The 23,773-nt window shown below is 72.8% G+C and carries 20 protein-coding genes; 6 read left to right on the forward strand and 14 right to left on the reverse strand.

Translation table 11 applies throughout. The features are described 5' to 3' along the window. Positions 1-59: 59 nt before the first annotated feature. The 3 genes from topA to HMPREF2833_RS05460 all read right to left on the reverse strand — a co-directional run bounded on the left by topA (position 60) and on the right by HMPREF2833_RS05460 (position 5,606). Entirely contained in the window at positions 60-3,002 is a 2,943-nt protein-coding gene (topA, locus tag HMPREF2833_RS05450; protein WP_070636857.1) for a type I DNA topoisomerase, read from the reverse strand. Positions 3,003-3,234: 232 nt separating this feature from the next. Continuing rightward, positions 3,235-5,145, reverse strand: coding sequence for a DUF7059 domain-containing protein (locus HMPREF2833_RS05455; protein ID WP_070636858.1), 1,911 nt, complete (start codon positions 5,143-5,145; stop codon positions 3,235-3,237). 2 nt (positions 5,146-5,147) lie between these two features. Beyond that, positions 5,148-5,606 (reverse strand): pyridoxamine 5'-phosphate oxidase family protein, encoded by a 459-nt coding sequence (locus tag HMPREF2833_RS05460; protein ID WP_070636860.1) that lies wholly within the window; start codon positions 5,604-5,606, stop codon positions 5,148-5,150. Positions 5,607-5,904: 298 nt separating this feature from the next. Between HMPREF2833_RS05460 and HMPREF2833_RS05465 the strand changes: the two genes are divergently transcribed. Beyond that, complete coding sequence (locus HMPREF2833_RS05465; protein ID WP_070636862.1) at positions 5,905-8,235, forward strand: DEAD/DEAH box helicase; 2,331 nt, start codon at positions 5,905-5,907, stop codon at positions 8,233-8,235. A gap of 194 nt (positions 8,236-8,429) precedes the next feature. Here the strand turns inward: HMPREF2833_RS05465 and HMPREF2833_RS05470 are convergent, their stop codons facing one another. From HMPREF2833_RS05470 to ssd, 7 genes are all read right to left on the reverse strand, one after another. Continuing rightward, the gene (locus HMPREF2833_RS05470; RefSeq protein ID WP_070636863.1) at positions 8,430-8,798 is read right to left on the reverse strand and encodes an Rv3654c family TadE-like protein; all 369 of its coding nucleotides are present in this window, start codon (positions 8,796-8,798) and stop codon (positions 8,430-8,432) included. Beyond that, positions 8,785-9,282, reverse strand: coding sequence for a TadE family type IV pilus minor pilin (locus HMPREF2833_RS05475; RefSeq protein WP_070636865.1), 498 nt, complete (start codon positions 9,280-9,282; stop codon positions 8,785-8,787). Before HMPREF2833_RS05475 ends, HMPREF2833_RS05470 begins: the two co-directional genes overlap by 14 nt. A 121-nt stretch (positions 9,283-9,403) precedes the next feature. Next, entirely contained in the window at positions 9,404-9,781 is a 378-nt protein-coding gene (locus tag HMPREF2833_RS05480) for a DUF4244 domain-containing protein (RefSeq protein ID WP_070636868.1), read from the reverse strand. A gap of 140 nt (positions 9,782-9,921) precedes the next feature. Next, complete coding sequence (locus tag HMPREF2833_RS05485; RefSeq protein WP_070636869.1) at positions 9,922-10,527, reverse strand: type II secretion system F family protein; 606 nt, start codon at positions 10,525-10,527, stop codon at positions 9,922-9,924. Continuing rightward, positions 10,524-11,294, reverse strand: a complete 771-nt coding sequence (locus HMPREF2833_RS05490; RefSeq protein ID WP_070636870.1) for a type II secretion system F family protein — start codon at positions 11,292-11,294, stop codon at positions 10,524-10,526. The genes HMPREF2833_RS05485 and HMPREF2833_RS05490 overlap by 4 nt, the downstream gene beginning before the upstream one ends. Further along, positions 11,291-12,511 carry a TadA family conjugal transfer-associated ATPase gene (locus tag HMPREF2833_RS05495; RefSeq protein WP_141756160.1) on the reverse strand — a complete coding sequence of 407 codons (1,221 nt, stop codon included), beginning with the start codon at positions 12,509-12,511 and terminating at the stop codon, positions 11,291-11,293. Before HMPREF2833_RS05495 ends, HMPREF2833_RS05490 begins: the two co-directional genes overlap by 4 nt. Next, a complete protein-coding gene (gene ssd / locus HMPREF2833_RS05500; protein ID WP_070636872.1) occupies positions 12,508-13,623 on the reverse strand; it encodes a septum site-determining protein Ssd in 1,116 nt (371 codons plus the stop codon). Before ssd ends, HMPREF2833_RS05495 begins: the two co-directional genes overlap by 4 nt. 324 nt (positions 13,624-13,947) lie before the next feature. Between ssd and HMPREF2833_RS05505 the strand changes: the two genes are divergently transcribed. Then, positions 13,948-14,529: a hypothetical protein gene (locus tag HMPREF2833_RS05505; RefSeq protein ID WP_070636874.1), complete on the forward strand. Its 582-nt coding sequence runs from the start codon at positions 13,948-13,950 to the stop codon at positions 14,527-14,529. A 34-nt stretch (positions 14,530-14,563) separates the two neighbouring features. Here the strand turns inward: HMPREF2833_RS05505 and HMPREF2833_RS05510 are convergent, their stop codons facing one another. Then, complete coding sequence (locus HMPREF2833_RS05510) at positions 14,564-15,238, reverse strand: aminoacyl-tRNA hydrolase (RefSeq protein ID WP_070636876.1); 675 nt, start codon at positions 15,236-15,238, stop codon at positions 14,564-14,566. Positions 15,239-15,458: 220 nt separating this feature from the next. Between HMPREF2833_RS05510 and HMPREF2833_RS05515 the strand changes: the two genes are divergently transcribed. From HMPREF2833_RS05515 to HMPREF2833_RS05525, 3 genes are all read left to right on the forward strand, one after another. After that, positions 15,459-15,905, forward strand: coding sequence for an HD domain-containing protein (locus HMPREF2833_RS05515; RefSeq protein WP_070636878.1), 447 nt, complete (start codon positions 15,459-15,461; stop codon positions 15,903-15,905). 169 nt (positions 15,906-16,074) lie between these two features. Beyond that, positions 16,075-17,832 carry a bifunctional 3'-5' exonuclease/DNA polymerase gene (locus HMPREF2833_RS05520; RefSeq protein WP_070636880.1) on the forward strand — a complete coding sequence of 586 codons (1,758 nt, stop codon included), beginning with the start codon at positions 16,075-16,077 and terminating at the stop codon, positions 17,830-17,832. Between the two features lie 70 nt (positions 17,833-17,902). Further along, positions 17,903-19,162, forward strand: coding sequence for an MFS transporter (locus HMPREF2833_RS05525; RefSeq protein ID WP_141756161.1), 1,260 nt, complete (start codon positions 17,903-17,905; stop codon positions 19,160-19,162). Positions 19,163-19,289: 127 nt separating this feature from the next. Here the strand turns inward: HMPREF2833_RS05525 and HMPREF2833_RS12130 are convergent, their stop codons facing one another. The 3 genes from HMPREF2833_RS12130 to nth form a co-directional block, all read right to left on the reverse strand. After that, positions 19,290-19,655, reverse strand: coding sequence for a nuclear transport factor 2 family protein (locus HMPREF2833_RS12130; protein ID WP_083310937.1), 366 nt, complete (start codon positions 19,653-19,655; stop codon positions 19,290-19,292). Between the two features lie 145 nt (positions 19,656-19,800). Further along, positions 19,801-20,583 (reverse strand): NUDIX hydrolase, encoded by a 783-nt coding sequence (locus HMPREF2833_RS05530; RefSeq protein WP_070636884.1) that lies wholly within the window; start codon positions 20,581-20,583, stop codon positions 19,801-19,803. Positions 20,584-20,594: 11 nt separating this feature from the next. Continuing rightward, positions 20,595-21,458 (reverse strand): endonuclease III, encoded by an 864-nt coding sequence (gene nth, locus HMPREF2833_RS05535; protein WP_180956170.1) that lies wholly within the window; start codon positions 21,456-21,458, stop codon positions 20,595-20,597. Between the two features lie 183 nt (positions 21,459-21,641). Between nth and acs the strand changes: the two genes are divergently transcribed. Beyond that, positions 21,642-23,591 carry an acetate--CoA ligase gene (gene acs / locus HMPREF2833_RS05540; RefSeq protein ID WP_070636885.1) on the forward strand — a complete coding sequence of 650 codons (1,950 nt, stop codon included), beginning with the start codon at positions 21,642-21,644 and terminating at the stop codon, positions 23,589-23,591. The last annotated feature ends 182 nt before the right edge of the window (positions 23,592-23,773 follow it).

Raw genomic sequence — 23,773 nt, forward strand, 5'->3', positions numbered from 1 at the left:
GTGCGTGTCCCACCCCGCGGATTCACCGGTCGACGACGCCGCTCGCGGCGTCCCCGGGCTCAGCTCGACTTCTTCGCGGGGGCCTTGCGGGTGGTCCGTGCCGTGCCCGTGGTGCTCTTGGCCTTCGTCGTGGAGGCGCGCTTCGCCGTCGTCGTCCCGGCCTTGGCCTTCGAGGAGGTGCCCTTGGAGGCGGAAGCCTTGGACGTGGAGCTCTTCGACGCGGTGCGGGCCTTGCCGCGCGCCGGGGACTTGGCCGGGGCGGGGCCCTTGGCGCGCTTCTCCGCGAGCAGCTGGGAGGCCCGCGCCGCGGTGATCTGCTCGATCGCCTCCGCGCGCGGCACGGTCACGTTGGTCTCGCCGTCCGTGATGTACGCCCCGAAGCGGCCCTCCTTGATGACCATGCGCTTCTCCGTGAGGGGGTCCGCGCCCAGGTCCGCGAGCGGCGGCCGCGCGGCCTGGCGGCCACGCTGCTTGGGCTGCGCGTAGATGGTCTGCGCCTCCTCCAGGGTGATCGTGAAGATCTGGTCCTCGGAGGAGATCGAGCGGGAGTCCGAGCCCTTCTTCAGGTACGGCCCGTAACGGCCGTTCTGCACCGTGATGGTCTCACCGTCCGTGTCCTGGCCGAGCTCACGCGGCAGGGACAGCAGCTTCAGGGCGTCCTCCAGCGTGATGTCCTGCAGGTTCATGGAGGAGAACAGCGAGGCCGTGCTCGGCTTGGGCTTCTCGATCTTCTTGGGCTTGGGGTTGCCGTTCTTGTAGTACTCGGTGGGGATCGCGTCGAGCTCCTCCTGCGTGGGCTCGGGCACGATCTCCGTGACGTATGGGCCGTAGCGGCCGTCCTTGGCCACGATGGTGCGCCCGTTCGCCGGGTTCACGCCGAGCTCCCGGCCGTCCGCCTTGCCGATCTCCATGAGCTCCTGCGCCTTCTCGGGCGTGAGCTCGTCCGGGGCGAGGTCCAGGGGAACGTTGGCGCGCACGGGATCCGTGATCTCCCCGGTCTCCGGGTCCACGGTGCCGCCGGCCTCCAGGTAGGGGCCGTACTTGCCCACGCGCAGGGTGATCTCGTCCGTAATGGGGATGGAGTTCACCGCGCGGGCGTCGATCTCCCCGAGGTCGTCCACGATGGGCTTGAGCCCGGGCTCGGACGGGTTCTCCCCGAAGTAGAAGCCAGAGAGCCACTTCACGCGCTCGGCCTCGCCGCGGGCGATCCGGTCCAGGTCGTCCTCGAGCTCCGCCGTGAAGTCGTAGTCCACGTAGTCGGAGAAGTGCTCCTCCAGCAGGCGCACCACGGAGAACGCGAGCCAGGACGGGATCAGCGCGGAGCCGCGCACCTGCACGTAGCCGCGGTCCATGATCGTGGAGATCGTGGCGGCGTACGTGGAGGGGCGTCCGATGCCCAGCTCGTCCAGGGTCTTCACCAGGGAGGCCTCGGTGTAGCGGGCCGGCGGGGTGGTGGTGTGCCCGTCCGCGGTGACCTCGGAGGCGTCCAGGGCGTCGCCCTCGGCCATCACGGGCAGACGCTTGTCTTCGTCCTTCGCGCCCTTCTTGCCCGAGTCCGCGGTGAGGTCCGGGTTCACGTCCCGACCCTCCTCGTACGCGGCCAGGAACCCCCGGAAGGTGATGACGGTTCCGGAGGCCGAGAACTCGGCGTCGGCCCCGGCGTGCTCACCGGCGGCGGAGGTGGCCGTGGCGCCCAGACGCACCGTGGCGGTGTCGCCCTTGGCGTCCTGCATCTGGGAGGCCACGGTGCGCTTCCAGATCAGCTCGTAGAGCTTGTACTCGTCCACGGACAGCTGCGAGCGCACCTGGAAGGGCGTGCGGAAGGTGTCCCCGGCGGGGCGCACGGCCTCGTGGGCCTCCTGCGCGTTCTTGGACTTAGAGACGTACACGCGCTTGGAGGACGGCACGAACTCGGGGCCGTAGAGCTCCTTGGCCTGCGCGCGGGCGGCGTTGACGGCCTGGTCGGACAGGGCCACCGAGTCCGTTCGCATGTAGGTGATGTAGCCGTTCTCGTACAGCCGCTGCGCCACGCGCATGGTGGTGCGGGAGGTGAAACGCAGCTTGCGCGCGGCCTCCTGCTGCAGCGTGGAGGTGGTGAACGGTGCGGCGGGGCGGCGCGTGTAGGGCTTGGTCTCCAGGGAACGCACCGAGAAGGGCGCGTCCTGCAGACCGGCCGCGAGCGCCGTCGCCACGGCTTCGTTCAGCGTGACCGGGGCGTTGCCGGACGAGGGGGACTTGAGCTGGCCGCGGTCGTCGAAGTCCTTGCCCGTGGCCACGCGACGGCCGTTGACGGAGCTCAGGCGCGCGGAGAAGGCGCGCCCGGCGTCCTGGCCCTCGGGGCGGGAGAACTGGCCCGTGAGGTCCCAGTAGTCGGCGGGCACGAAGGCGATCCGCTCACGCTCGCGCTGGACCACCAGGCGCGTGGCCACGGACTGCACACGGCCCGCAGACAGGCCCGCGGCCACCTTGCGCCACAGCACCGGGGAGATCTCGTAGCCGTAGAGGCGGTCCAGGATGCGGCGGGTCTCCTGGGCGTCCACGAGGTCCTGGTCGATGTCCCGCAGCTGGCCGAAGCCGCGCTCGATGGCCTCCTTGGTGATCTCGGGGAACGTCAGGCGGTAGACGGGCACCTTGGGCTTGAGCACCTGCAGCAGGTGCCACGCGATGGCCTCGCCCTCGCGGTCCCCATCCGTGGCGAGGTAGAGGGCGTCCGCGTCCTTGAGCTTGCGCTTGAGCTCGGTGACCTTCTTCTTCTTGTCCGGGTTCACCACGTAGTACGGGTCGAACTCGTGCTCCACGTCCACCGCGAACTTGCCGTATGGGCCCTTCTTCATGTCCGTGGGCAGCTCGGAGGGCTGCGGCAGGTCACGGATGTGTCCCATGGAGGACTCCACCTCGTAGGCGTCCCCCAGGTAGCCCGCGATCGTCTTCACCTTGGACGGTGACTCCACGATCAGCAGGCTCTTGCCCGTGCCGGCGGTCTTGGTGGCCTTCGGTGCCAAAGGTGCTCCTCGTCGTGACCCGTGGTTGCGGGGCGGGTCTGTCTGTGGTGGTCGCCGTTCAGCGTAGGCGACGGCGCCCGGTCTGGTGCTCTGTGGGGTGTCTCGTCCCGCGTCTGAGACGTCAGCGTACGTCACGCGGCTCACCGGCCCCGCTGTGTCTCGCAACTGTGCAGACGTTCACACCCGGTGGGCGGCCATGGTCCGGATCAGGATCACGCGCTCGCCCACGGGGTCAGTCTGACACCTCCAGCAGGAACCCGTGGGCGATGAGACCTGCGATCTCGGCCACCAGCTGCTCGGACGGGCCCTCCTCCCACCCCAGCAGCACGCCCAGGGCCGTGAGGATCTGCTGGGCGCTGAGCTCGCCGTCGCACACCCCGGCGAAGCCCGCGGCCTCGCTGGACAGGATCACGGTGCGCCGCAGTCCTGCGCCCTGCCGCAGCAGGATCAGGGACGGGTCCTCCGCGCCCGGGGTGCCGTGGCGCTCCTCGGTGACGTCCGGCGCCACGGTGAGACGACGCTCCAGCCACGCGGGCTGCCCGGCGGCACCGCTCTGGGCGTCCGCCGCCTCCCGGCCCAGGCGCACGGTCCGCTCCCACTCCGCGGCCAGGGCTGGGGCGATCGGCTGCTGGATCGGGTGCGGGACGGTCTCGAAGATCCGCGGCAGGGACGACGACGCCGCACGGCCGGGTTCCACGGTCCCGCTCGCCGTGCGCTCTCCCTCCGGACCGCCGGGGGCTGACACCTCAGGCTGGGAGGCGGCGTGTGCGGCGCTCGGGGCGCCGGCGGCGTCGTCCGCGTCACGGGAGGCACCCCGCGGCGCGCTCGGGGACCCCGCGGCGTCGTCCGTGGTGAGGGCGCCGTGACGGGACTCAGCCGTGCGCTCGGTGTCCTCGGGGCGCTGCAGCCACACCATGCCGAAGCCGATCGCGGCCACGTCCCGGGAGGCGAAGTCGTCCAGATAGGCGGCGTAGGCGCGGTCGAAACCCTCGGGGTCGCGCTGCTGGGAGGCGTCCTGGAGCCAGGTCTCGGCGTACTCGCACGGGTCCTGCAGCTCGCGCTGGATGAGCCATGCCCCGGTGCCCTCCGGGATCCACGACGCCGGACCGCGGGACCACGTGGCCTCGGGGGCGTCCTGCGGATCGTGGGGGATCTCCCAGTTGGCGAGCAGGTGCGCGGTGCCGCCGGGGGCCAGCACGGAGGGCAGCGCGCTCAGCAGCTCACGCACGATCCGGTCCCCGGGCAGGCCGCCGTCCCGGTAGGTGAAGCGTTCGGTGTCCGACTCCTCCGGGGTGCGCGGGGTGATCACGAACGGCGGGTTGGAGACGACCATGTCGAAGTGCTGCCCGGCCACCGGCTCCAGCATGCTGCCCAGCTCCAGGCGCACACGGTCCTCCAGACGCTCGGGGTCCAGGCCCAGGGCCGGGGCGTTGAGCACCAGGTTGAAGCGCGTGGTGGCCAGGGCACGCTCGGAGATGTCCGTGGCGGTGACGTGCTCCGCGTGGGCCAGCAGGTGGAACGTCTGGATGCCGCAGCCCGTGCCGAGGTCCAGGGCCGTGGCCACCGGGCGGCGCGGGGTGGACTGCACCAGGGTGGTGGAGGCGCCGCCGATGCCCAGCACGTGGTCGTGGCGCAGCACGCCCGGACGCTGGAAGGCCCCCAGGTCGCTCGCGACCCAGAGCTCCTCGGAGGAGTCCGTGGCGTAGGGACGCAGGTCCATCGCGGCGCTCAGCAACGGGTCGGTGCCCGCGCCGGAGTCTGCGCCGGTGCCCCCGCCGGTGCTCGTGGGCTCGGAGGTTCCCTCCACCAGCCCGAGGCGCGCCAGTCCGGCGGCACCCACGGTGGGCAGGGCGATGTCGAGCTCTGAGGACTCAACGGGGTCGCCCAGGAGGAAGAACGCCGACAGTGTGCTCAGCGCAGGATCCTGTGACCCGCGCTCGCGCAGGGCGCGCCGGGCGGGCACGGCCTGGTCACGTGACCACGCGGACATGGCCTCCGGGCCCACCAGGTCCGTGACGCGGTCCACCGTGAAGCCCGCCGTGGAGAGGTCCGCGCGCAGGGCGGCGACCAGGGCGGCGTCGTCGGAACGGGGTGCGTCCGGGACGGTGCTGAACCGGGCGGGACCGGAGACGGCCTCGGCCACGCTCAGTGACCCAGCCGGAACGCGCGGCCGGTGATGCGGGTGGGGGTGATCTCCACGAACTCGATCTTCTCGGTGTTCAGCCAGGGCCGCAGCCCGAGCTCCTCCACGCGCTTGATCTCGTCCGCGTCCGTGATCATGGCAGCAGTGCCGCGGACCACCACGGAGTGTGCCTCGGAACCAGCGGTGCGGTCGATCTCCAGGGCCACGTTCGGGTTCAGCTGCAGGTGCAGCACCTTGGTGCCCTTGGCGGAGCGGAAGTAGATCTTCTCGCCGTCGGCCACGATGTTCAGGGGCGTGATGTCGATCTCGTCCCCGTCGCGGGTGGCCAGCCGGGCGAAGCGGGCCTGGCGGAGCAGCTCCCAGCTCTGCTCCTCGCTGAGCTCCGTGACGGGCGAGCCCTGCGGCGCGTCCGCGTGCTCGCCGGAGATGTTCATGGGGTGGGGATGTGCGTCGTTGCTCATGCCCCCATGATTCCACGCAGGTGGGCGCGGTGGGTGAGGGTGGCCGGACGCGTCGTCGGCACCCCGGGCGGGGAGCGGGCAGCGGGCAGCGGGGAGACCAACGGGGCCGGGGCGGGCGAGGCCGCCGATTCGCCGTGTGGCCGGGGTGCGGTGTGGCCGGCGCGGTACGGCTGGCACGCGGTCCGGCCGGGGTGGGAAGCGATGGCGGTGCGGGGCTGCGGCGGTGCGGGCCGCCTTCCGTCCCCGTGAGCCGGGCAGCTCGTTCGTGATCCCCCACCGGGTGGGCGACAATGACGGGATGACGACCTCCCAGGAGATGGTGGACCTGCTCGGCCGCGGACCGCGCCCCGAGCAGGTGCGCCACGTCCGGGAGATTCCCGAGCGCGCCCCGGTCCACGCGCCCTGGCCGGACTGGCTGCACCCGGACGTGGCGGCCGCCTACGAACGCCTGGGCATCCACGAGCCCTACGCCCACCAGGTGGTCGCACTGAACGCCCCGCGGCACGCGATCGTGGCCACCGGCACGGCCTCTGGCAAGTCGCTCGTCTACCAGTCCCTCGTGGTGGACGCCGTGCATCGCGGCCGCCTGGCTGTGGCCGAGCGTCCCGGGATGCTCCACCACCCGGACGAGGCCACCGCCCTCTACCTCTCCCCCACCAAGGCGCTCGCCGCGGACCAGCTCACGTCCCTGCGCTCCCTGGGGTTCGACGACGTCCGGGCCGCCACGTACGACGGGGACACCGATCTCGGGGAGCGCCGCTGGATCCGCGAGCACGCGGACGTGATCCTGTGCAACCCGGACATGCTCCACCACGGAGTCCTGCCGAACCACGCCGGGTGGTCCCGGTTCCTGCGGCGGCTGCGCTACGTGATCATCGACGAGGCTCACTCCTATCGCGGTGTCTTCGGCTCGCACGTGGCGGTGGTGCTGCGCCGGCTCGCGCGGATCGCGGCGCACTACGGGGCGTCCCCCCGGTTCATCGGGGCGTCTGCGACGAGTGCGTCCCCGCAGGAGTCCTTCGCCAAGCTCATCGGCTGCCCTCCCGAGGACGTCACGGCGGTCACCGAGGACACCTCTCCCCACGGCTCCCGCACGGTGGTGCTGTGGGAGCCGGAGCAGTCCCCCGGCGGTTCGGACAACGGCGCTCCACGACGCCGCACGGTCACCGCCGAGGCCTCGGACATGCTCACGGACCTGGTGCTGCGCCAGGTGCGCACCATCGCGTTCATCCGTTCCCGGCGGGGCGCGGAGACGATCGCGCAGGCCGCCCACCGGCAGCTGGAAGAGGTTGACCCCTCCCTCGGCCACCGGGTGGCGGCGTACCGCTCCGGTTTCCTCCCGGAGGAGCGGCGCGAGCTGGAGCAGCAGCTGCGGGACGGGCGGCTGCTCGGGGTGGCCAGCACCTCCGCGCTGGAACTGGGGATCGACATCGCGGGCCTCGACGCCGTGCTCGTGGCCGGGTGGCCGGGCACCCGGGCCTCGTTCCTGCAGCAGATCGGCAGGGCCGGGCGGGCCGGGCAGCAGGCGCTCGCGGCGCTGATCGCGGGGGACGACCCGCTGGACGGGTACCTGGTGAACCACCCGGAGGCGATCTTCGACGTCCCCGTGGAGGCCACGGTCTTCGAAGCGTCCAACCCCTACGTGCTCGCACCCCACCTGTGCGCGGCGGCCGCCGAGCTGCCGCTGCGGCCAGAGGAGCTGGAGCGCTTCGGTCCCACGGCCCGCGACGTGGTGGACTCTCTCACCGCGGCGGGCCACCTGCGACGCCGCCCTTCCGGGTGGTTCTGGACCCGCTCCGAGCAGCCCGCGGGCATGGTCTCGATCCGTTCCGGGGACGGCGGACCGGTGCAGATCATCGACTCGGACACCGGTACCGTGCTGGGCACCATGGGCGCGCCGCAGTCCCACTACCAGGCGCACCCGGGGGCGGTGTACGTGCACCAGGGCAGAACCTACCTGGTGGACGAGCTGGATGAGGAGCTGCACGTGGCGGCCGTGCGGCGGGCGTTCCCGGACTTCTACACGGTGGCGCGGGACGTCACCGAGGTGCGGGTGGACTCGGTGGCGGACTCCATGCAGTGGGGTCCCGTGACCGTCCACCGGGGTGCCGTGGACGTGACCACGCAGGTGGTCAGCTACCAGCGCAAGCTCGTGGCCTCCAACGAGGTGGCCGGGGAGGAGCCTCTGGAGCTGCCACCGCGGCAGCTGTCCACGGTGGCCACGTGGTTCACCGTGTCCGGGCCTCAGCTGGCCGCCATGGGCATCGAGGAGCCGGACATCCCCGGAGCCCTGCACGCCGCAGAGCACGCCATGATCGGGCTGCTGCCGCTGCTGGCCTCGTGCGACCGGTGGGACGTGGGCGGGCTGTCCACCGCGCTGCACGTGGACACCGAGCTGCCCACGATCTTCGTGCACGACGGCCACCCCGGCGGCGCGGGTTTCGCCGAACGCGGCTACGACATGTTCCGCACGTGGGTCACCGCCACCCGGGACGCGATCGCCCAGTGCGAGTGCGAGTCCGGCTGCCCGTCCTGCGTGCAGTCCCCCAAGTGCGGCAACCGCAACAACCCGCTGGACAAGGCCGGAGCCCTGAAGCTGCTCCACGGGGTGCTGCGCTTCGCACCCTGAGCGGCCTCCGCGCGGGCGAGTGGGGCCGTGCAGGTGACCTTGGCGTCCGCGGCGCCGGTCGCGACCACCGCGAGAGCGAGGGCGGGCCAGGGCGGACGTCAGACGGTGGTGACTTTCTTCCGAGGACACCGGCCGGCGCCCTCCGTTCCCACCTGACCTCGGCAATACCGGGGGCCTCCCCCGGGTGATGACCATCACGGCTCCCCCGGCGGCGGCCCTGCGCGGGACACCCCGCGCGCCGGGCCGAGCGGGGTCAGGGGCGGCGGCAGGTCGATGGTCGCGGTGACGTCCACCGTGGTGTTCTCCGGGGCCACCACCGCGCACTCGACGGCGTCCGCACCGTTCTCCCGGGCCACCGCCTGGGCGGTCTCGCACGGGATGCCAGGGCTGAGTCCGCGGGCGACGTCCGCGGCCGCGAGCGCCGCCAGGTCCGCGGCCTTGGCGGCCCGGTGGGTGGCGATCCCCGCCTGCGCCACGAGAAGCAGCGCGATCAGCAGCGTGCACAGCACCGCCGCGAGGGTGAGCCCGTGCACCGTCCCGGAACCATCGTCACGGTCCTCCATCACCGGCTCCATCCTGGTCCGTGGCGGGTTCGTTGCCACCGGATCCGTTCGTGGCGCCCTTTTGCTTGAGCTCCTCGGCCTCTCTCTGCCCGTCGTTCGACCGCGCTCCCGCGCCACTCTCCACCGCGGCACTCGCGTTCGCGTCGAGGCGCCAGTTGCTCCACTGACCCAGGATCCCGGGGGCTGGACCGCTCACGGCCACCGTCACGCGACCGGCTGCCCCGCCCACGACAACGTTGGCCGACTCACCGGCGATCTCCCGCGCGGTGCGCTCGACCACCGCCGTGTTCTCACCGCGCGCGGCAGCACGGGCGGACGCCCGCGCCGCTTCCTCGTAGCGGACGGTGGTCATCCCCGCGGCGGCCGCCGCGAGCAGGACCGCGAGCAGCAGCACGAGGGCGGGCATGATGACGGCGGTCTCCACGGTCACCGCACCCCGGTCCGGGTCGGTGTGGTCTGGACGAGCTCTGCTCCGGTCGATCATGGTTCCTCCTGACGGGTGGTGGGTGATTCGGCAGCCCGGTCTCCGTTGCACCGACCCACCGGAGCGCGGGGCGTCCGCCCGTTGCGACGAGCACCCCGCGCTCCGTGGCGTCGGCGGCATCTCAGATGGCCAGGGCCTTCTGGATGATCCCGAGCAGCATCCCGGACACGGAGTCCGAGGAGAGCACCGCGGCCATGACCCCGCCGAACGCGGCGGCGGCCAGCACGATGACCGCGTACTCCGCGGTGGACGCCCCGAGGTCGGGGTCGTCCCGGTCCAGGCAGGCGAGCTCGGAGACGCCGGGGTTCGTGTCGTCCCCCGCGTCCTCGACCGGGTGCTGCGACGGGTCCGTGACCTCGGCAGGGGCCTCGGTGTCCGGCCCGGACGTCGGCTCGGTGACCGGCACGGCCCGGGGCGGCACGTCCACGAGGTGGGCGGCGGCGTCGTGCTCGGGGGTCGAGGTGGCGGGAGTGGCGGAAGCGCAGGTGAGCGTGGACATGTGGGTCTCCTTCGGTGGGTGGAACGGTGGTGTGCAGTGCAGGACGCGAAAAGGGGTGTGGTGGGCGCGCGCAATGGGCCGCGCACGCACGCGAGCGGGCGGGCCCCGCGCCCGAGAAACCCGGTGGATGTGCCGGGCGGTCATGAGCCGAACGCCCTGGGCAGCAGGCTCATGAGCACGGGCACCACGCCCCAGCACATGAACGCGGGCAGGAAGCACAGGCCCAGGGGAAGCACGAGCTTCACCGCGAGGGCTTCGGCGGCGCGCTCCGCCCGGCGGTACTCGGCGCGGCGCACCAGCTCCGCCTGCCCGCGCAGCACGGAGGCGGACGCCGTGGCCGAGGTGGCCGTGAACTCCAGGGCATCCCGGTAGTCGTGGATCTCCTGGGGCAGCGTCTTCTCGCGCGGCCACGCCGTCTCCCACGAGAGACCGAGCCGCAGGGCGGCGGCCGCCCGGGACAGTGCCGGGTACGGGCGTCCCGCGCTACTGTCCGCCAGGACCCCCACGGCCTCGGCGAGAGGCAGCCCGGCGTCCAGCTGGCACGCCGTGAGCTCTACGAGAGCGGCGGCGGGCAGAGCGGGGAACGAATGCTCCTCAGTCCCTGCGCCAGTACGGCGCGGGGCGGAACCGCCGGCCGCGCGGCGTCGTCGGCCCGGCCCGCGTGAGCGGACACCGGACGCGCCCGGTGACATCCACAGGAGCAGGGCACCGGCGGCGAGCAGGCCCGCGAGGACGGCGGCGATCACGACCCGTTCACCCCCTCGGCGCGGTGCATGAGGCTGCGCGTCCACAGCCGGCCCGCAATGCTCAATCCCGCCCCGGCGGCGAGCGCGATCCGGCCCCACACGGTGGTGAGCAGGGTGGTCACGGGATCCGTGCCCATCAGCACGCCGAGCCCCAGGGCCAGGACGGGCAGCCAGGACAGGGTGCGGACGGTGACGCGGGGCCCGGCCAGGGCGCTCTCGCGGGCGGCCTGGGCGTCCAGCTGCGACTCGAAGGACTCCGCGACCCCGGAGAGGGTTCGGGCGAGTGAGGAGCCGGAGCGCTCCGAGATCTCCCAGCACGCCGCGAGCTGGGCGCACACCGAGCGGGCCGTGGTGCCGAGCACGCGGTCCCCCACGGTGGCGGGCCGGCGGGCGAACTGACCGAGCGTCGTCGAGACCGGAATGCCCACGAGAGCCGCGGCGTGCACCTCCTGGCACACCCGGGCGATCCACCGGGATGTGGGATCGGTCGCGGTGGCGCCGGGAGCGATCTCCGCGAACACCGTGGACGGCGCCCGCCCGGCGTGCAGCAGGGCCGCCAGACGACGCACCGCGGTGACCCAGCGCATGGCCTCGGTGGCACGGTCCCGGCGCCGCCACCTCGCCAGCAGCCGCGGGCGCGGCGTCGCGTCCGCGTGCGGCGGGGACGGAACACCTGCCGACCTCAGCCGACCGGCGGGTGCGGCAGTACCTGTGCCGAGGAGCAGGGCGGCGAGCACCAGGCCACCCGCGAGCACGGCGGCCGTCATGATAGCTCCCGACCGCGAGCGAGCAGCTGGGCCAGCCTGGGCCATCCGGGACCCTGGACCGGGTGGCCGTCCGTGGTGGTCAGCGCGGGCAGGGTGCGCAGCACACCGTCTTCCAGTGCCAGGACGCACACCTCGGTCAATCGTCGACCGGCGGGTGTGCGGTCCACGTGGGCCACGAGGTCCAGCGCGCTGGCCGCCTGCAGGTCCACGGCCTCGCGGCTCAGCCCCGCCAGGGATCCGAGCGCGGCGAGCCTGGCGGGCACCGACCGGGCCGAGTTCGAGTGGACCGTGCCCGCTCCGGAGTGGCCCGTGTTCAGCGCGGTCAGCAGCTCACGGACCTCCGCACCGCGGCACTCCCCCACCACGAGCCAGTCCGGGCGCATCCGCAGGGCCTGGCGCACGAGGTCCGAGAGATCCACGGACCCGGCGCCCTCCACGTTCTCCTGGCGGGACTGCAGGCCCACCACGTGCGGGTGCTCCGGGTTCAGCTCCGCGGCGTCCTCCACCAGCACGATCCGCTGCTCGGACGGGCACTGGGACAGCAGCGCGGAGAGCACCGTGGTCTTCCCGGAGCCGGTGGCCCCGCTGATCATGAGGTTCGCCCCGGCCGCCATGGCATCGGTGAGCACGTCCGCGACGAAGGGGTGCACCGTGCCGGAGGCCACGAGATCCGCCAGGGACAGCCGCTGCGGCGCCCGGAACCGGATGGACAGCAGCGTTCCCCCGGTGGACACGGGCGGGATCACGGCGTGCACGCGCAGTCCCGTGGCAGTCTGCACGTCCACGCAGGGGTGGCCGTCGTCCAGCCGCCGCCCGGCGGCCGTCACGAGCCGCACGGCGAGCGCCCGCAGCTGCGCCTCGCCCGTGAACGGGGAGGCCACGCGCTGGATCCCCTCCAGGGTCTCCACGAACACGTTCTCGTGGCCGTTGACGTAGAGATCGCTCAGCCCGGAGGCGGGCAGCAGGGGTTCGAGCGGGCCCAGGCCGGTCAGCTGCGCCTTGATGTGCTGCGCCGCGCGCACCGAGCCCACGGCGCCGAGCACCCGCCCGGTCTCCCGCACGGCGGTGGCGATCCGGGTGTCCGTGATGGCGCCGCCCTCGGCGAGCAGCCGTTCACGCACCTGCTCCACGAACGCGTCGTCGAGCTCGGTGGCGCTCCCGGCGGCGTCGGCGGCCGTGGCACGGTCGTGGCTCGCGCGGGTGGACACCGCGGTCACGACAGCTCCTCCAGGGCCCGGCCGAGCGCCGCAACCGTCTTGGCGTGCTTGGCGGTCCGGCCGCGGCGCAGAACGGTGCCGTCGTCGAGGTGCTGGGGCACGCGCGTGTCGAAGGCGATCGTGGCGGCGCACGGCATCCCGGTGGCGTCGGCGAGGACGCGCGGTTCGAGGTCCGCGACGTTGATGCCCGTGAGCGCGGTGAGCGCGGGCACCGCACCGCAGCGGGCCACGGCGTGCTCGGCCGCCAGCACACCGCGCACCGTGCGCGGGGTCAGCACCAGCACGGCGTCGCACCACCGGGCCTGGCGTTCGAGGTCCGCGCGGGAGAGGTCCACGACCTGCACCGCGGCGGCCCCGCGCAGTGCTGCGACGACCGTGGCCGCGGGCACCGTCTCCGCGTGCGTGGCGCGGCGGTCCCACGAGAGGTAGCGCAGCGCCTCCACACGCGGCATGGCGGCCCACAGCTGGTCCGCGGCCATCGCCCCGGAGAACTGGTTCAGCTCGGGCCAGCGCAGCCCGTCCGCGCCCTCCTCACCGAGCACGAGGTCCAGTCCCGCACCCAGCGGATCCCCGTCCACCAAGGCGGTCTCGTGACCCTGCCCGGCGAAGTGCCCCGCGAGCCAGCACGCCACGGTGGACGCGCCGACCCCTCCGGTGGCCCCGACGACGCCGTACACGCGCCCCAGCGCCCGCGGCACCTCCGCGTCCACGGAGCGGGAGATCAGTTCGGCCAGCCACGCGGCGGCCTGCGGCAGCACCACCACGGCGGACGCCCTGTGCCGTGCCGCGACGTCCCACGCGTCGCCGTGCTCGGCGAGCGCCACGACCACCGCTCCCGGTGGCACGGCCTCCCCCTCCCAGCACGCGTCCACGAGCACCACGTCCGACGACGACGCCGCTCGCACCCCCGTCTCCGCGCCCTCGACCGTGAGAGGTACCGCGGCGCCAATGCACACCGCCTCCACGGCCTCCGCGAGGTCCGGGCAGCTGGTGAGCAGGCGGACGCCGCGCCCGCGGTCCTGCCGTGACCGGGCAGGGGCCGGCCGGGTGCGCCCCCACTGGCGGGGCGCGATGGGCCCGTCCCACGAGGCGGGTCCGGTCCCGTGGCCCACCCGCCCGTCCTCGGTGAACCCGCCAGCCGACGTCGATCCGGCGGCTCCCCGAGGCGGGTGAACGGCCTCCGGAGCCGGGTTAGCGGCGCGACGAGCTCGGCGCGGGCTGTCGACAGCGGGAGCGCCCGGGGCGGTCATGTGTGCGGTGGTCATGGCCCCACGGTGGCGGTCGCACCGAGTCCGCGGTCCGGGTTGTCTCGGGATTGTGGAGCGCCACCGACGGCCGGTCAGGACGGACCGGGCTGTGCAGTGACCCCGCCGCGCGCCGAGGACTCTGGTCGAAGGTCCATTGCCTCCGCTGGCTCGGACGGCAACCATGAGGTGATGGACATCAAGCACGTCACCCGTGCGTCAGTCGTCGGCGCCCTCGCCCTCTGGTTCGTCTACGTGGGGCTCGTGGTGCTCTTCGTCCGCTGGGCGACCGGCCAGTTCGCCCCGATCCTCGTGGCCGCGGCCGTGGTGGCGGGCGTGTCCGCGGCCATCTTCAGTGTGGTGGCCTGGCGCCCCGGCGTCCGCCGGGGCGAGGGGTGGGAACTCACGGTCCACGGCGCCCGCTGCCAGGGCCGGGCCCGTCTGGATGTCCCCGCCGAGGACGTGCCGGGACTGGTGGAGCGGGTGTGCCAGGGCCATGAAGAGGTGGGGCTGCGGACAGTGGCGGCTCACGGTGGCACGGCGGCAACGGGGCCCTCGTTCCGGTCGTGGGGCGAGCGCCTGCGCTTTGCCATCCGCCCGTCCTCCGACGGTGGCTCCGAGGTGGAGGCCACGTGCCGTCCGGTGGTCCCGTTCGTGGTCTCGGACTGGGGACGCAGCGAACGGATCCTCCGCCAGTTCCTGCGCGATCTGCACCAGGAGTCCCTCCAGCCACAGGCCCCGTCCCACACTGCCGGACCGCCACACACCGCGTGAAAGGCACCCCCTCACACGGCCACGAGGGCTCCCCTCACCACCACGCACGCGTGGTGTCCGTGGGCCCGTCCAGCTCGGTCAGCCCGGAATCCGTGACCGTCACCGGCCGCGGCATCCCGGCCCACTCCCGCTCCGAGGGGAACACCACCCGCACGCGGTAGTCGTCCGCCCGCCAGCGGTCCCGCACGTCAGAGGGCATCTGCTCCCACGCGAGCTGCGCGGCGTGCCCGCACTGCGCCGCGAGCTTGCCGCTGGAGATCCCCAGCCCCGGGGCCACCTCCACGGTCACCACGGCGTCCTCGGCCCGTGACGCCCCTCCCGCCGGGAACTGCGTTCCGGACACCTGCAGCTTGTGCAGTTCTCTCGGAAGGGGGCGCACCGGGGCCGGGACGAACGCGCGCACGGCGGCCGCGGCGTCGTCGTCCGAGTCGGCGCGCACCACCGTGACGCCGGGCAGAGACTGGACGTCCTCCCAGCGCTTGCCGTCCGCGCGGCGCACGAGCTTGCGGATCTGCACGTCCCGCCAGGTCCGCACGGCCTCGTGCCAGGGCCCGCCGAGGGCGCTGCGCTCGTCGGCCAGCAGGGTGACGACGGCGCTCGCGGCCGCCTCCGCCACGTCCACCTCTCGTGCCGGATCGGCCCTGTCCCGGTGCACCACCAGCTGCATGGCCCACGGCACGTCCTGCTCCTCGTTCGCCTCGCTCGTCATGCCGCCCAGTCTCCCACCGACCCCGCAGAGCACGACGCCGCCCGCTCCCCGGCCTGCGCGTCCCGGCTTTGGGAGCGGCCGCCGTCGCTTATGCGTGTCCTGGCCATCCGGTAGACCTGGACGCATCAGCGGGACGGGACGTGCTGGCTCCGAGAACGCGTGGGCGGTTCCCCGCCCATGCGCAGCACTCACCGCTCCCGCCCGGCATGCAGGAGGAGCCATGAGCACTCTCACGGACCACGCCAGGGACATCGCCACCCGGGCGCACCGGGGCCAGACGGACAAGAGCGGGGCGGACTACATCGACCACCCCCGCCGAGTGGCGGAGCGGACTCGCCACTACGCCGCCGCGGACCAGCAGGACGCCGCACAGGTGGTGGCGTGGCTGCACGACGTCGTGGAGGACACCGTGGTGACCCTCGACGACCTCCGCGAGGACTTCCCCGAGGACGTCGTTGCCGGGGTGGACGCCATGACCCGGCGGCCGGGTGAGGACGGCGACGACTACTACCGGCGGGTGGCCGCCCACCCCCTGGCGCGCGCCGTGAAGCAGGCGGACCTGGACGACAACACGGACCCGGCCCGCACGGCCCTGCTGGACGAGGACACCCGCGCCCGGCTGGCGCGGAAGTACGCCCACGCCCGGGAGGTGCTCGCGGCCGGGTGAGGTGCTCGCCGCCGGGTGAGTCCGCCAGCTGACCGTGGCGCGTCGGCCTGTTCTGCCGCCCGTCCGCCGCCGGACACTCAGAACACAGGGTCCCCCGCAGAGATCCGGCAGGGCGGAAGCTCGGCGCAGCGGGCCGCCGCTGTCGGAGCCCCGGCCCATAATGAACCCCATGCACATCGTGGTGGCCGCCGCCGAGCCCGGGACCTGGGTCCTGCAGGTGGTCTCCGCCAACGGCGAGCGCGCGGGGCAGGAACTCACGGTCTCGGACGGCGAGCTGCCCGGCGTCGTCGCCCAGCGGGAGGAGGCGGCCGCCCGCGCAGGCGTCCAGCCCCCGGTGTGGACCTGGCAGGACACCTCCGTGCCCGCCGCGCTGCTGTGCGCCGCGGGGGTGTGGGTCACGCGGTGCCGAGACCTGGGACTGTGCGCCACCATCCTGGCCACGGCCTCCACCGCCCCGGGCTCGGGCGCGCCCGACGACGCCGGGGAACCCCGACCCCTCGTCTACCACCCCGTCCTCGAACCGGCGGACCCCCGGCACGTCCCCGGGCCCCGGTCGCCCGCGCCGGCGAGCAACCAGGGATCGCTGTTCGCGGTGGCGGAGGAGCACGGACCGGGGGTCGCGGAGCTGATTGCCGAACTCGCGGCCCAGACCAGCGCGTGTACCACGGCCCGGAACCCGCAGCGTCTCGAACGGCTGCTGAGCCTCGAGTCCCAGGGGGCGCTCGTGGCCGCGGACATGCGCCACCGGGGCATCCCGTGGAACCCCACGGTGCACGAGCAGATCCTGGAGGACATGCTCGGCCCGCGTCCGGCGGGTGAGGAGCGCCCCGCCCGGATGCAGGAGCTCGCGCAGGAGGTCCGCACCGCGCTGGCTGCTCCCACCCTGAACCCGGACTCACCCGTGGAGCTGCTCAAGGCCCTGCGCAACGCCGGGGTGGACGTGGACACCACCCGCGCGTTCAAGCTCCAGGACTGGACGCTCGTCAACGGTCAGCCGCAGGAGCAGCGCGTGGCCACCGTGGCCCCGGTGCTCGAGTACAAGAAGCTCTCCCGCGTCTTCTCCGCCACCGGGTGGCACTGGCTGGACACCTGGGTCCAGGAGGGCCGTTTCCACCCCGAGTACGTGGTGGGCGGCGTCGTCACCGGCCGGTGGGCGGCGCGCGGCGGGGGTGCCCTGCAGATCCCCAAGTACATCCGGGACGCGGTGCGCGCGGACCCCGGGCACGCGCTCGTGGTCGCGGACGCCGCCCAGCTCGAGCCGCGCGTGCTCGCCATCCTCGCGCGCGACGACGCCCTGGCCGAGGCCTCGCGCGGCCGCGACCTCTACACCGCCATCGCGGAGCAGGGCCAGGCCCGCGGTTCCGAGCTCACGGAGCGCTCCCACGCGAAACTCTCGCTGCTCGGGGCCATGTACGGCGCGACGTCCGGGGCGGGCGGGCGGTTCATGCCGCAGCTGACCCGCATGTTCCCGCGGGCCGTGGGCTACGTGGAGCACGCCGCGCGCGTGGGCGAGCTCGGCCAGCAGGTGTGCACCTACCTGGGCCGCTGGTCCCCCGCGCCGGGCCCGGAGTGGTTCGAGGTGCAGCGCGCCACGGACACGCAGGCCGGCGAGCGCCGCGCCGCGCAGGCGTCCCGCAGCCACGGCCGGTTCTCCCGCAACTTCGTGGTCCAGGGCTCGGCCGCGGAGTGGGCGCTCGCGTGGCTCGGCCACATCCGACAGGGCCTGCACAGCGCGGACGTGGACGCGGAACTCGTGTTCTTCCTCCACGACGAGGTCATGGTGCACTGCGCCGAGCAGCACGCGGACCGGGTGCAGCAGATCGTGGAGCATGCCGCGGAGCAGGCGGTGCGCACGGTGTTCGGCACGGTGCCGGTGGAGGTCCCGGTGGCCACGACCGTGGTGACGTCCTACGCGGACGCGAAGTGAGCTGCAGCACACACCGGTGCTATGTTGAGGCGTCTCGCTCCCAACGGCAAAGGCCCCGCAGCGCACAGTGGTGAAGTCTCGCAACCCGTTCCGTCATGCGTCCTACCGACGGTGGTTCGGGGCCACCACGTTCCTGACGGTGTCGTCCAGCACCAACCTGGCGGTTTCCCTGGCCATCATCGACGCCACCGGGAATGTCGCTGTTGCCGGCGTGGCAGCGGGTTGCCTCACGGCACTCGAACTGGTGGCAGGGATCGTGGGCGGCGGGCTCGCGGACCTGAGATCGCGTCGTACGCTCCTGAACCGGGCCGTCCTGGTGCTGTGCGCCGCCGACGTCGCTCTGGCCGCCCTGCTCGTGGCCGTCACCCTGGCGGACGCGGGGCCGTCATGGGGCTTCGCGGTCATTCTCGTCGCTCTCACTGCGGTGGCCTCGGCCGCCTCCGGCCTGTCGGATCCGGCCCTGGACGGATCCCTCAAGACGTTGATCACGCCCGTCGAGTACCCGCGGGCCGTGAGTGCAGGACACGCACGAAGCGCCACGCTCTCCATCGTCGGGTCCCCCGCCTCGGGAGCCCTCTACGGCGTTCTCCCGGGGTTGCCGTTCATTCTGCGCTGCGTGTGCGATGCCGGGTTCCTGCTGTGCCTGCGTGCCATCACCGTCGATCTGGGCCCTCCGCCCACCCCCGGTGCAGACGCCCGGAGACGCATGCTGCCCCGCCAGATCATCGGCGGATACCGCGAGAGTCTGCGCTACCTCGCCAGTGAAGCCGCGCTGCTCCGGGTGCTGATCAGCGCGCCACTGGTGAACCTCATGGTGTTCACCGCCACCACCTGGGCCGTGTTCTCCCTGCGCGCCGAAGGGATGCCCGCATTCCAGATCGGGCTGGTCATGGCCGGGTTCGCGGTGGGAGGCATCCTCGGCAGCGCCATCGCTCCGGTCGTCACCGACCATGTTCCCGCCGGCTGGAACGCCATCCTCGGCCTGGGTTTCATGGTGGCGGCGTTCGGAGCGTTCTTCACGGTGCCGCCCCACCCCGTGCTCATGTTCGTGATCGCGGTGGTGTGCATGCTGCCCTCCCCCGCTCTCAACGGCGGGCTGTTCGGCTACGTCTTCGCCCGCACCGCACCCGGCATGCAGGGACGCGTGCTCGCCACCTTCGGGCTGGTGGGCGGGCTGGCCTCCGTGGTGGCCCCGGTGCTCTCCGGCGCCGCCGTGTCTGCAGGGATGAGCAGCGCCTTGGGCCTGGGCGTGTGCCTCGTGGGACTTGTGGGTGTCCTGCTGCTGGTGACGTCACGACCCGTGCGCACCATGCGCCTCGACGAGGGCTGAGGGGAAGTCTCCAGCAGAGGTCTGTGAGCGGGCGCGGAATCGCCCCACACCGCCCTGCACCATCGGAGTGCACACGTGGTCAGCCACGTCCTCCGAAGCCAGCACGTGAGGCCTCGGTGCAGCGATTTCAGGTCAGCGGCGTTCCCTGGTGGTAGACCTGCTGCCAGTCGCCGCCGCAGCGCCGCCACAAGGATGTCCGGCGAGCACGTTGTTCCCCTCGTCGAGATTCCCAGAACACCTGAACGACGTCGGGGCTCAAGGTGCGTGCCGACAAACCAACAATCTCGATCTCCGCGCTGTCAGATGCACTCGATTCCCTGCTCAGGAGACCAAGGATCGTCTCCAGGTCCCATTGGCGACCGGAAGCACCAATTTCGACGAAATCCGGTGCCAGTAGTTCACGGAGACGCGCACCATCACCTCGAGTGGAACGTGTCTGCAGATCGCACTCCAGTTCCAGGACCCGGTCGATCTCCGACTGCTTCACCGTCATGCGGTGGAGTCTTTCACACGGCCCGCGCCTTCCATGGCACGCCCGAGGTGACCCGATCAGGCGTAGGCCGGTGCCCTGATCGGCGCGATCCACTCCCGCCACAGGCTGCACCGATTCCGGGGCATGCACGGGGTGGCGCGTCCCTCTACTCCTTCGGCCCCATCCCCGGCGCCGGCCGCTTCACCGAGCGGTCCCACTCCACGGACCACCCGAGCCACTCGAGCACGCGGTCCAGCACCACGCCGGTGAAGCCCCACACGGTCACGGTCTCGGGAACCCCGGCCACGGAGACGTCGAACGCCGGGGACTTGTAGGTCTGGCTCCCCCGGGTCACGGTCGCGTAGTAGCGGTGGGCGGGGTTGATGAGGTCCAGCACCGGCACGCGGAACACCAGGGAGGACTCGGCGTGGTCCACCACGTCCACGGGCGACTGGCTGCGCCACCACCCGATCACGGGGGTCACCAGGTGGTTGCTCACGGGCAGCGGCACCTCATGCAGCGCGCCGAGCACCTCCACGCCGTCCGGGTCCACACCGGTCTCCTCGTGCGCCTCGCGCAGCGCCGCGCGCACGTGCGGGGCGCTCACGGTCCCGCCGGGGGTCTCCACGGTGGTGCCCAGCTCGCCGTCGGGAGGGTCGAGGCGCCCGCCCGGAAAGGCCACCTGGCCGGGATGCGCCCGCAGCGTGGAGGCGCGCTGCACCAGCAGCACGTCCAGGTCCCGCCCGGGACCCTCCGCGTGCTCGGCATAGGCGGAGGGCACACTGTCCAGCGCGCCGAACAGGATGAGCACCGCCGAGTGCCGGAAGTTCTCGTCCAGCTGCCCGATCCGCCACGGCTCGCGGTCGTGCATGACCACGGAGTTGCCGTGGCGCGCGAGCTCCACGAGCTGCTCGCGCGGGCTGCCCGGCTGGGCCTGGGAAGTGGTCATCGTCCGTCCTCTCACGCGCTGAGCGTGTGTCCCTCGGCGCGCAGCTGCCGCCGGGTGCGTCCCGCCATGAACCCGGCCAGCAGGTCCTCGCGGCCGGGTTTCAGCTCGTAGCCGAGCAGCGTCCGTGCCGCCTCCGGGTCCGTGGGGCCCTCGCCGTAGGAGGGGCACAGGTCCGCCACCGGGCACACCCCGCACGCCGGCCGGCGCGAGTGGCAGATCCGCCGACCGTGGTAGATCAGCTCGTGGGACAGCTCGGTCCACAGCGCGGGCGGGAACAGCGCGGCCACGTCCGCCTCGACCTTCACCGGATCCTCCTGCGTGCTCCATCCCAGCCTGCGGGCGAGCCGCCCGAAGTGGGTGTCCACGGTGATGCCGGGCACCCCGAAGGCGTTGCCGAGCACCACGTTCGCCGTCTTGCGCCCCACGCCGGGCAGGGTCACGAGCTCCGCGAGCGTGCCGGGCACGGCGCCGTCGTACTCGTCCACGACGCGCGTGGCCAGGGCCTGGATCGAGCGTGCCTTGGAGCGGTAGAAGCCGAGGGAACGCACCATCTCCTGGACGTCCTCGGCGGGCGCCTCGGCCAGCTCGCGCGGGCCGGGGTACGCGGCGAAGAGCCCCGGCGTGACCGCATTGACGCGGATGTCGGTGGTCTGCGCGGACAGGACGGTGGCCACGAGCAGCTGCCAGGCGTCGTCGAAGTCCAGCTCCGCCACGGCGTAGGAGTATGTCTGCGCGAGGATCCGCTGGATGCGCCGCGCGCGCCGCGTCCTGGACAGGGCCGTCTCGCTCCCGGCACGACGACGCCGCGCGGCCGCCTGCTCCGCCTGCCGCGCCGGGACGAAGCGCACGTGCTCGGCTGCGGCGGGGGTCTCCATGCCCTCGATCATGGTGCGCGCCGTGACGGGGGTCAAACCCGCCCGAACAGCACGGAACGAGCCCGACATGCGCCCGCGCGCGATGGAGCGCGCCCGCGCGGTTCCACTAGGCTGAGCGGAAGAATGTGAACTGCACCACGCGTCCGCGCGAGCGGCGCGCACCGGCCCCAGTGAAGGAGCACCATGACCCCGGATCCCGCAGCCCAGCCGAAGACCTTCGCCCCGAGCGAGGAGTTCGCCGCCCAGGCCAACGCCACCGCGGAGCTGTACACGCGGGCCGAGGAGCAAGGCGAGGAGTTCTGGGCGGACCAGGCCCGCGAGCTGCTCACGTGGTCCACCCCGTTCACCGAGGTGCTGGACTGGTCCAACCCGCCCTTCGCCAAGTGGTTCCAGGACGGCACCCTCAACGCCGCGTACAACGCCGTGGACCGCCACGTGGAGGCCGGGAACGGGGACCGCGTGGCCCTGTACTTCGAGGGCGAGCCCGGGGACAGCGCGTCCTACACGTACGCGCGGCTCAAGGACGAGGTCTCCAAGGCCGCGAACGCGTTCGAGGCGCTCGGCGTGGGCAAGGGCGACCGCGTGGCCGTGTACCTGCCCATGATCGCGGAGGCCGTGATCACCATGCTCGCGTGCGCGCGCATCGGAGCGATCCACTCGGTGGTCTTCGGCGGCTTCTCCGCGGACGCCCTGCGCTCGCGCATCGAGGACGGCGAGGCCAAGCTCGTGGTCACCGCGGACGGCTCCTACCGCCGCGGCAAGCCCACCACGCTCAAGCCCGCCGTGGACGCCGCCCTGGAGAAGGGCGGGAGCTCCGTCCAGCACGTGGTGGTGGTCAAGCGCAACGGCGAGGACGTCGCGTTCCAGGACGGCCGGGACGTGTGGTGGCACGAGGTCACCGAGAACGCCTCCACCGAGCACACGCCCTCGGAGCAGAACGCCGAGGACCCGCTGTTCATCCTCTACACCTCCGGCACCACCGGCAAGCCCAAGGGCATCCTGCACACCACCGGCGGCTACCTCACCCAGGCGGCGTTCACGCACAAGAACGTGTTCGACCTCAAGCCGGAGACGGACGTCTACTGGTGCACCGCGGACGTCGGGTGGGTCACCGGCCACACGTACATCACCTACGCGCCGCTCGTGAACGGCGCCACCCAGGTGATCTACGAGGGCACCCCGGACTCCCCGCACCGCGGCCGGTTCTGGGAGATCGTGCAGAAGTACGGCGTGAGCATCCTCTACACGTCCCCCACCGCCATCCGCACCATGATGAAGTGGGGCGAGGACATCCCCGGCGAGTGGGACCTCAGCTCGCTGCGCCTGCTGGGCACCGTGGGCGAGGCCATCAACCCCGAGGCGTGGACCTGGTTCCACCGCGTGATCGGCGGCGGGCGCTGCCCCATCGTGGACACCTGGTGGCAGACCGAGACCGGCGCCATGATGATCTCCCCGCTGCCCGGTGTCACCACCGCCAAGCCGGGCTCCGCGCAGGTGCCGCTGCCGGGCATCGCCGTGGACGTGGTGGACGACGCCGGCACCTCCCTCCCCAACGAGACCGACGGCTTCCTGGTGGTCCGCAAGCCGTGGCCCTCCATGCTGCGCACCATCTGGGGTGACGACGAGCGCTTCGTGAACACCTACTGGGGCCAGTTCGGGGACAAGTACTTCGCCGGTGACGGCGCCAAGCGGGACAAGGACGGCGACGTGTGGATCCTGGGCCGCGTGGACGACGTCATGAACGTCTCCGGCCACCGCCTGTCCACCCCCGAGATCGAGTCCGCGCTGGTCTCCCACCCGTCCGTGGCCGAGGCCGCCGTGGTGGGCGCCAAGGACGAGACCACGGGCCAGGCCGTGTTCGCGTTCGTGATCCTCTCGGACCAGGCCACCGCCGAGAACCGGGACGCCGCCGAGCTCGCCGAGGAGATCCGCGCGCACGTGGGCCGGGAGATCTCCCCGATCGCCAAGCCCAAGAAGGTGCTGATCGTCCCCGAGCTGCCCAAGACCCGCTCGGGCAAGATCATGCGCCGTCTGCTCAAGGACGTCGCCGAGGACCGCCCCGTGGGGGACGTCTCCACGCTCGCGGACCAGACGGTCATGCAGCAGATCGTGGACTCGCTCGGCACCAAGTAGCCCACCGGCACCACCGCGTTCACGACGCCGCCGCGGCGCCTTCCCCACGGGAGGCACCGCGGCGGCGTCGTCCATGGCGAGGGCCCCGCGACGGAGACCGCCGGACGCCCGGGCGGCGCCCGCCGGAGGAACGGCCCGCGCGATCTGCCCGGGAGAGGCACCGCGGCGTCGTGCGCCCGTGG

This window comes from Kocuria sp. HMSC066H03 (assembly GCF_001812045.1).
Classification (GTDB): domain Bacteria; phylum Actinomycetota; class Actinomycetes; order Actinomycetales; family Micrococcaceae; genus Kocuria; species Kocuria rhizophila.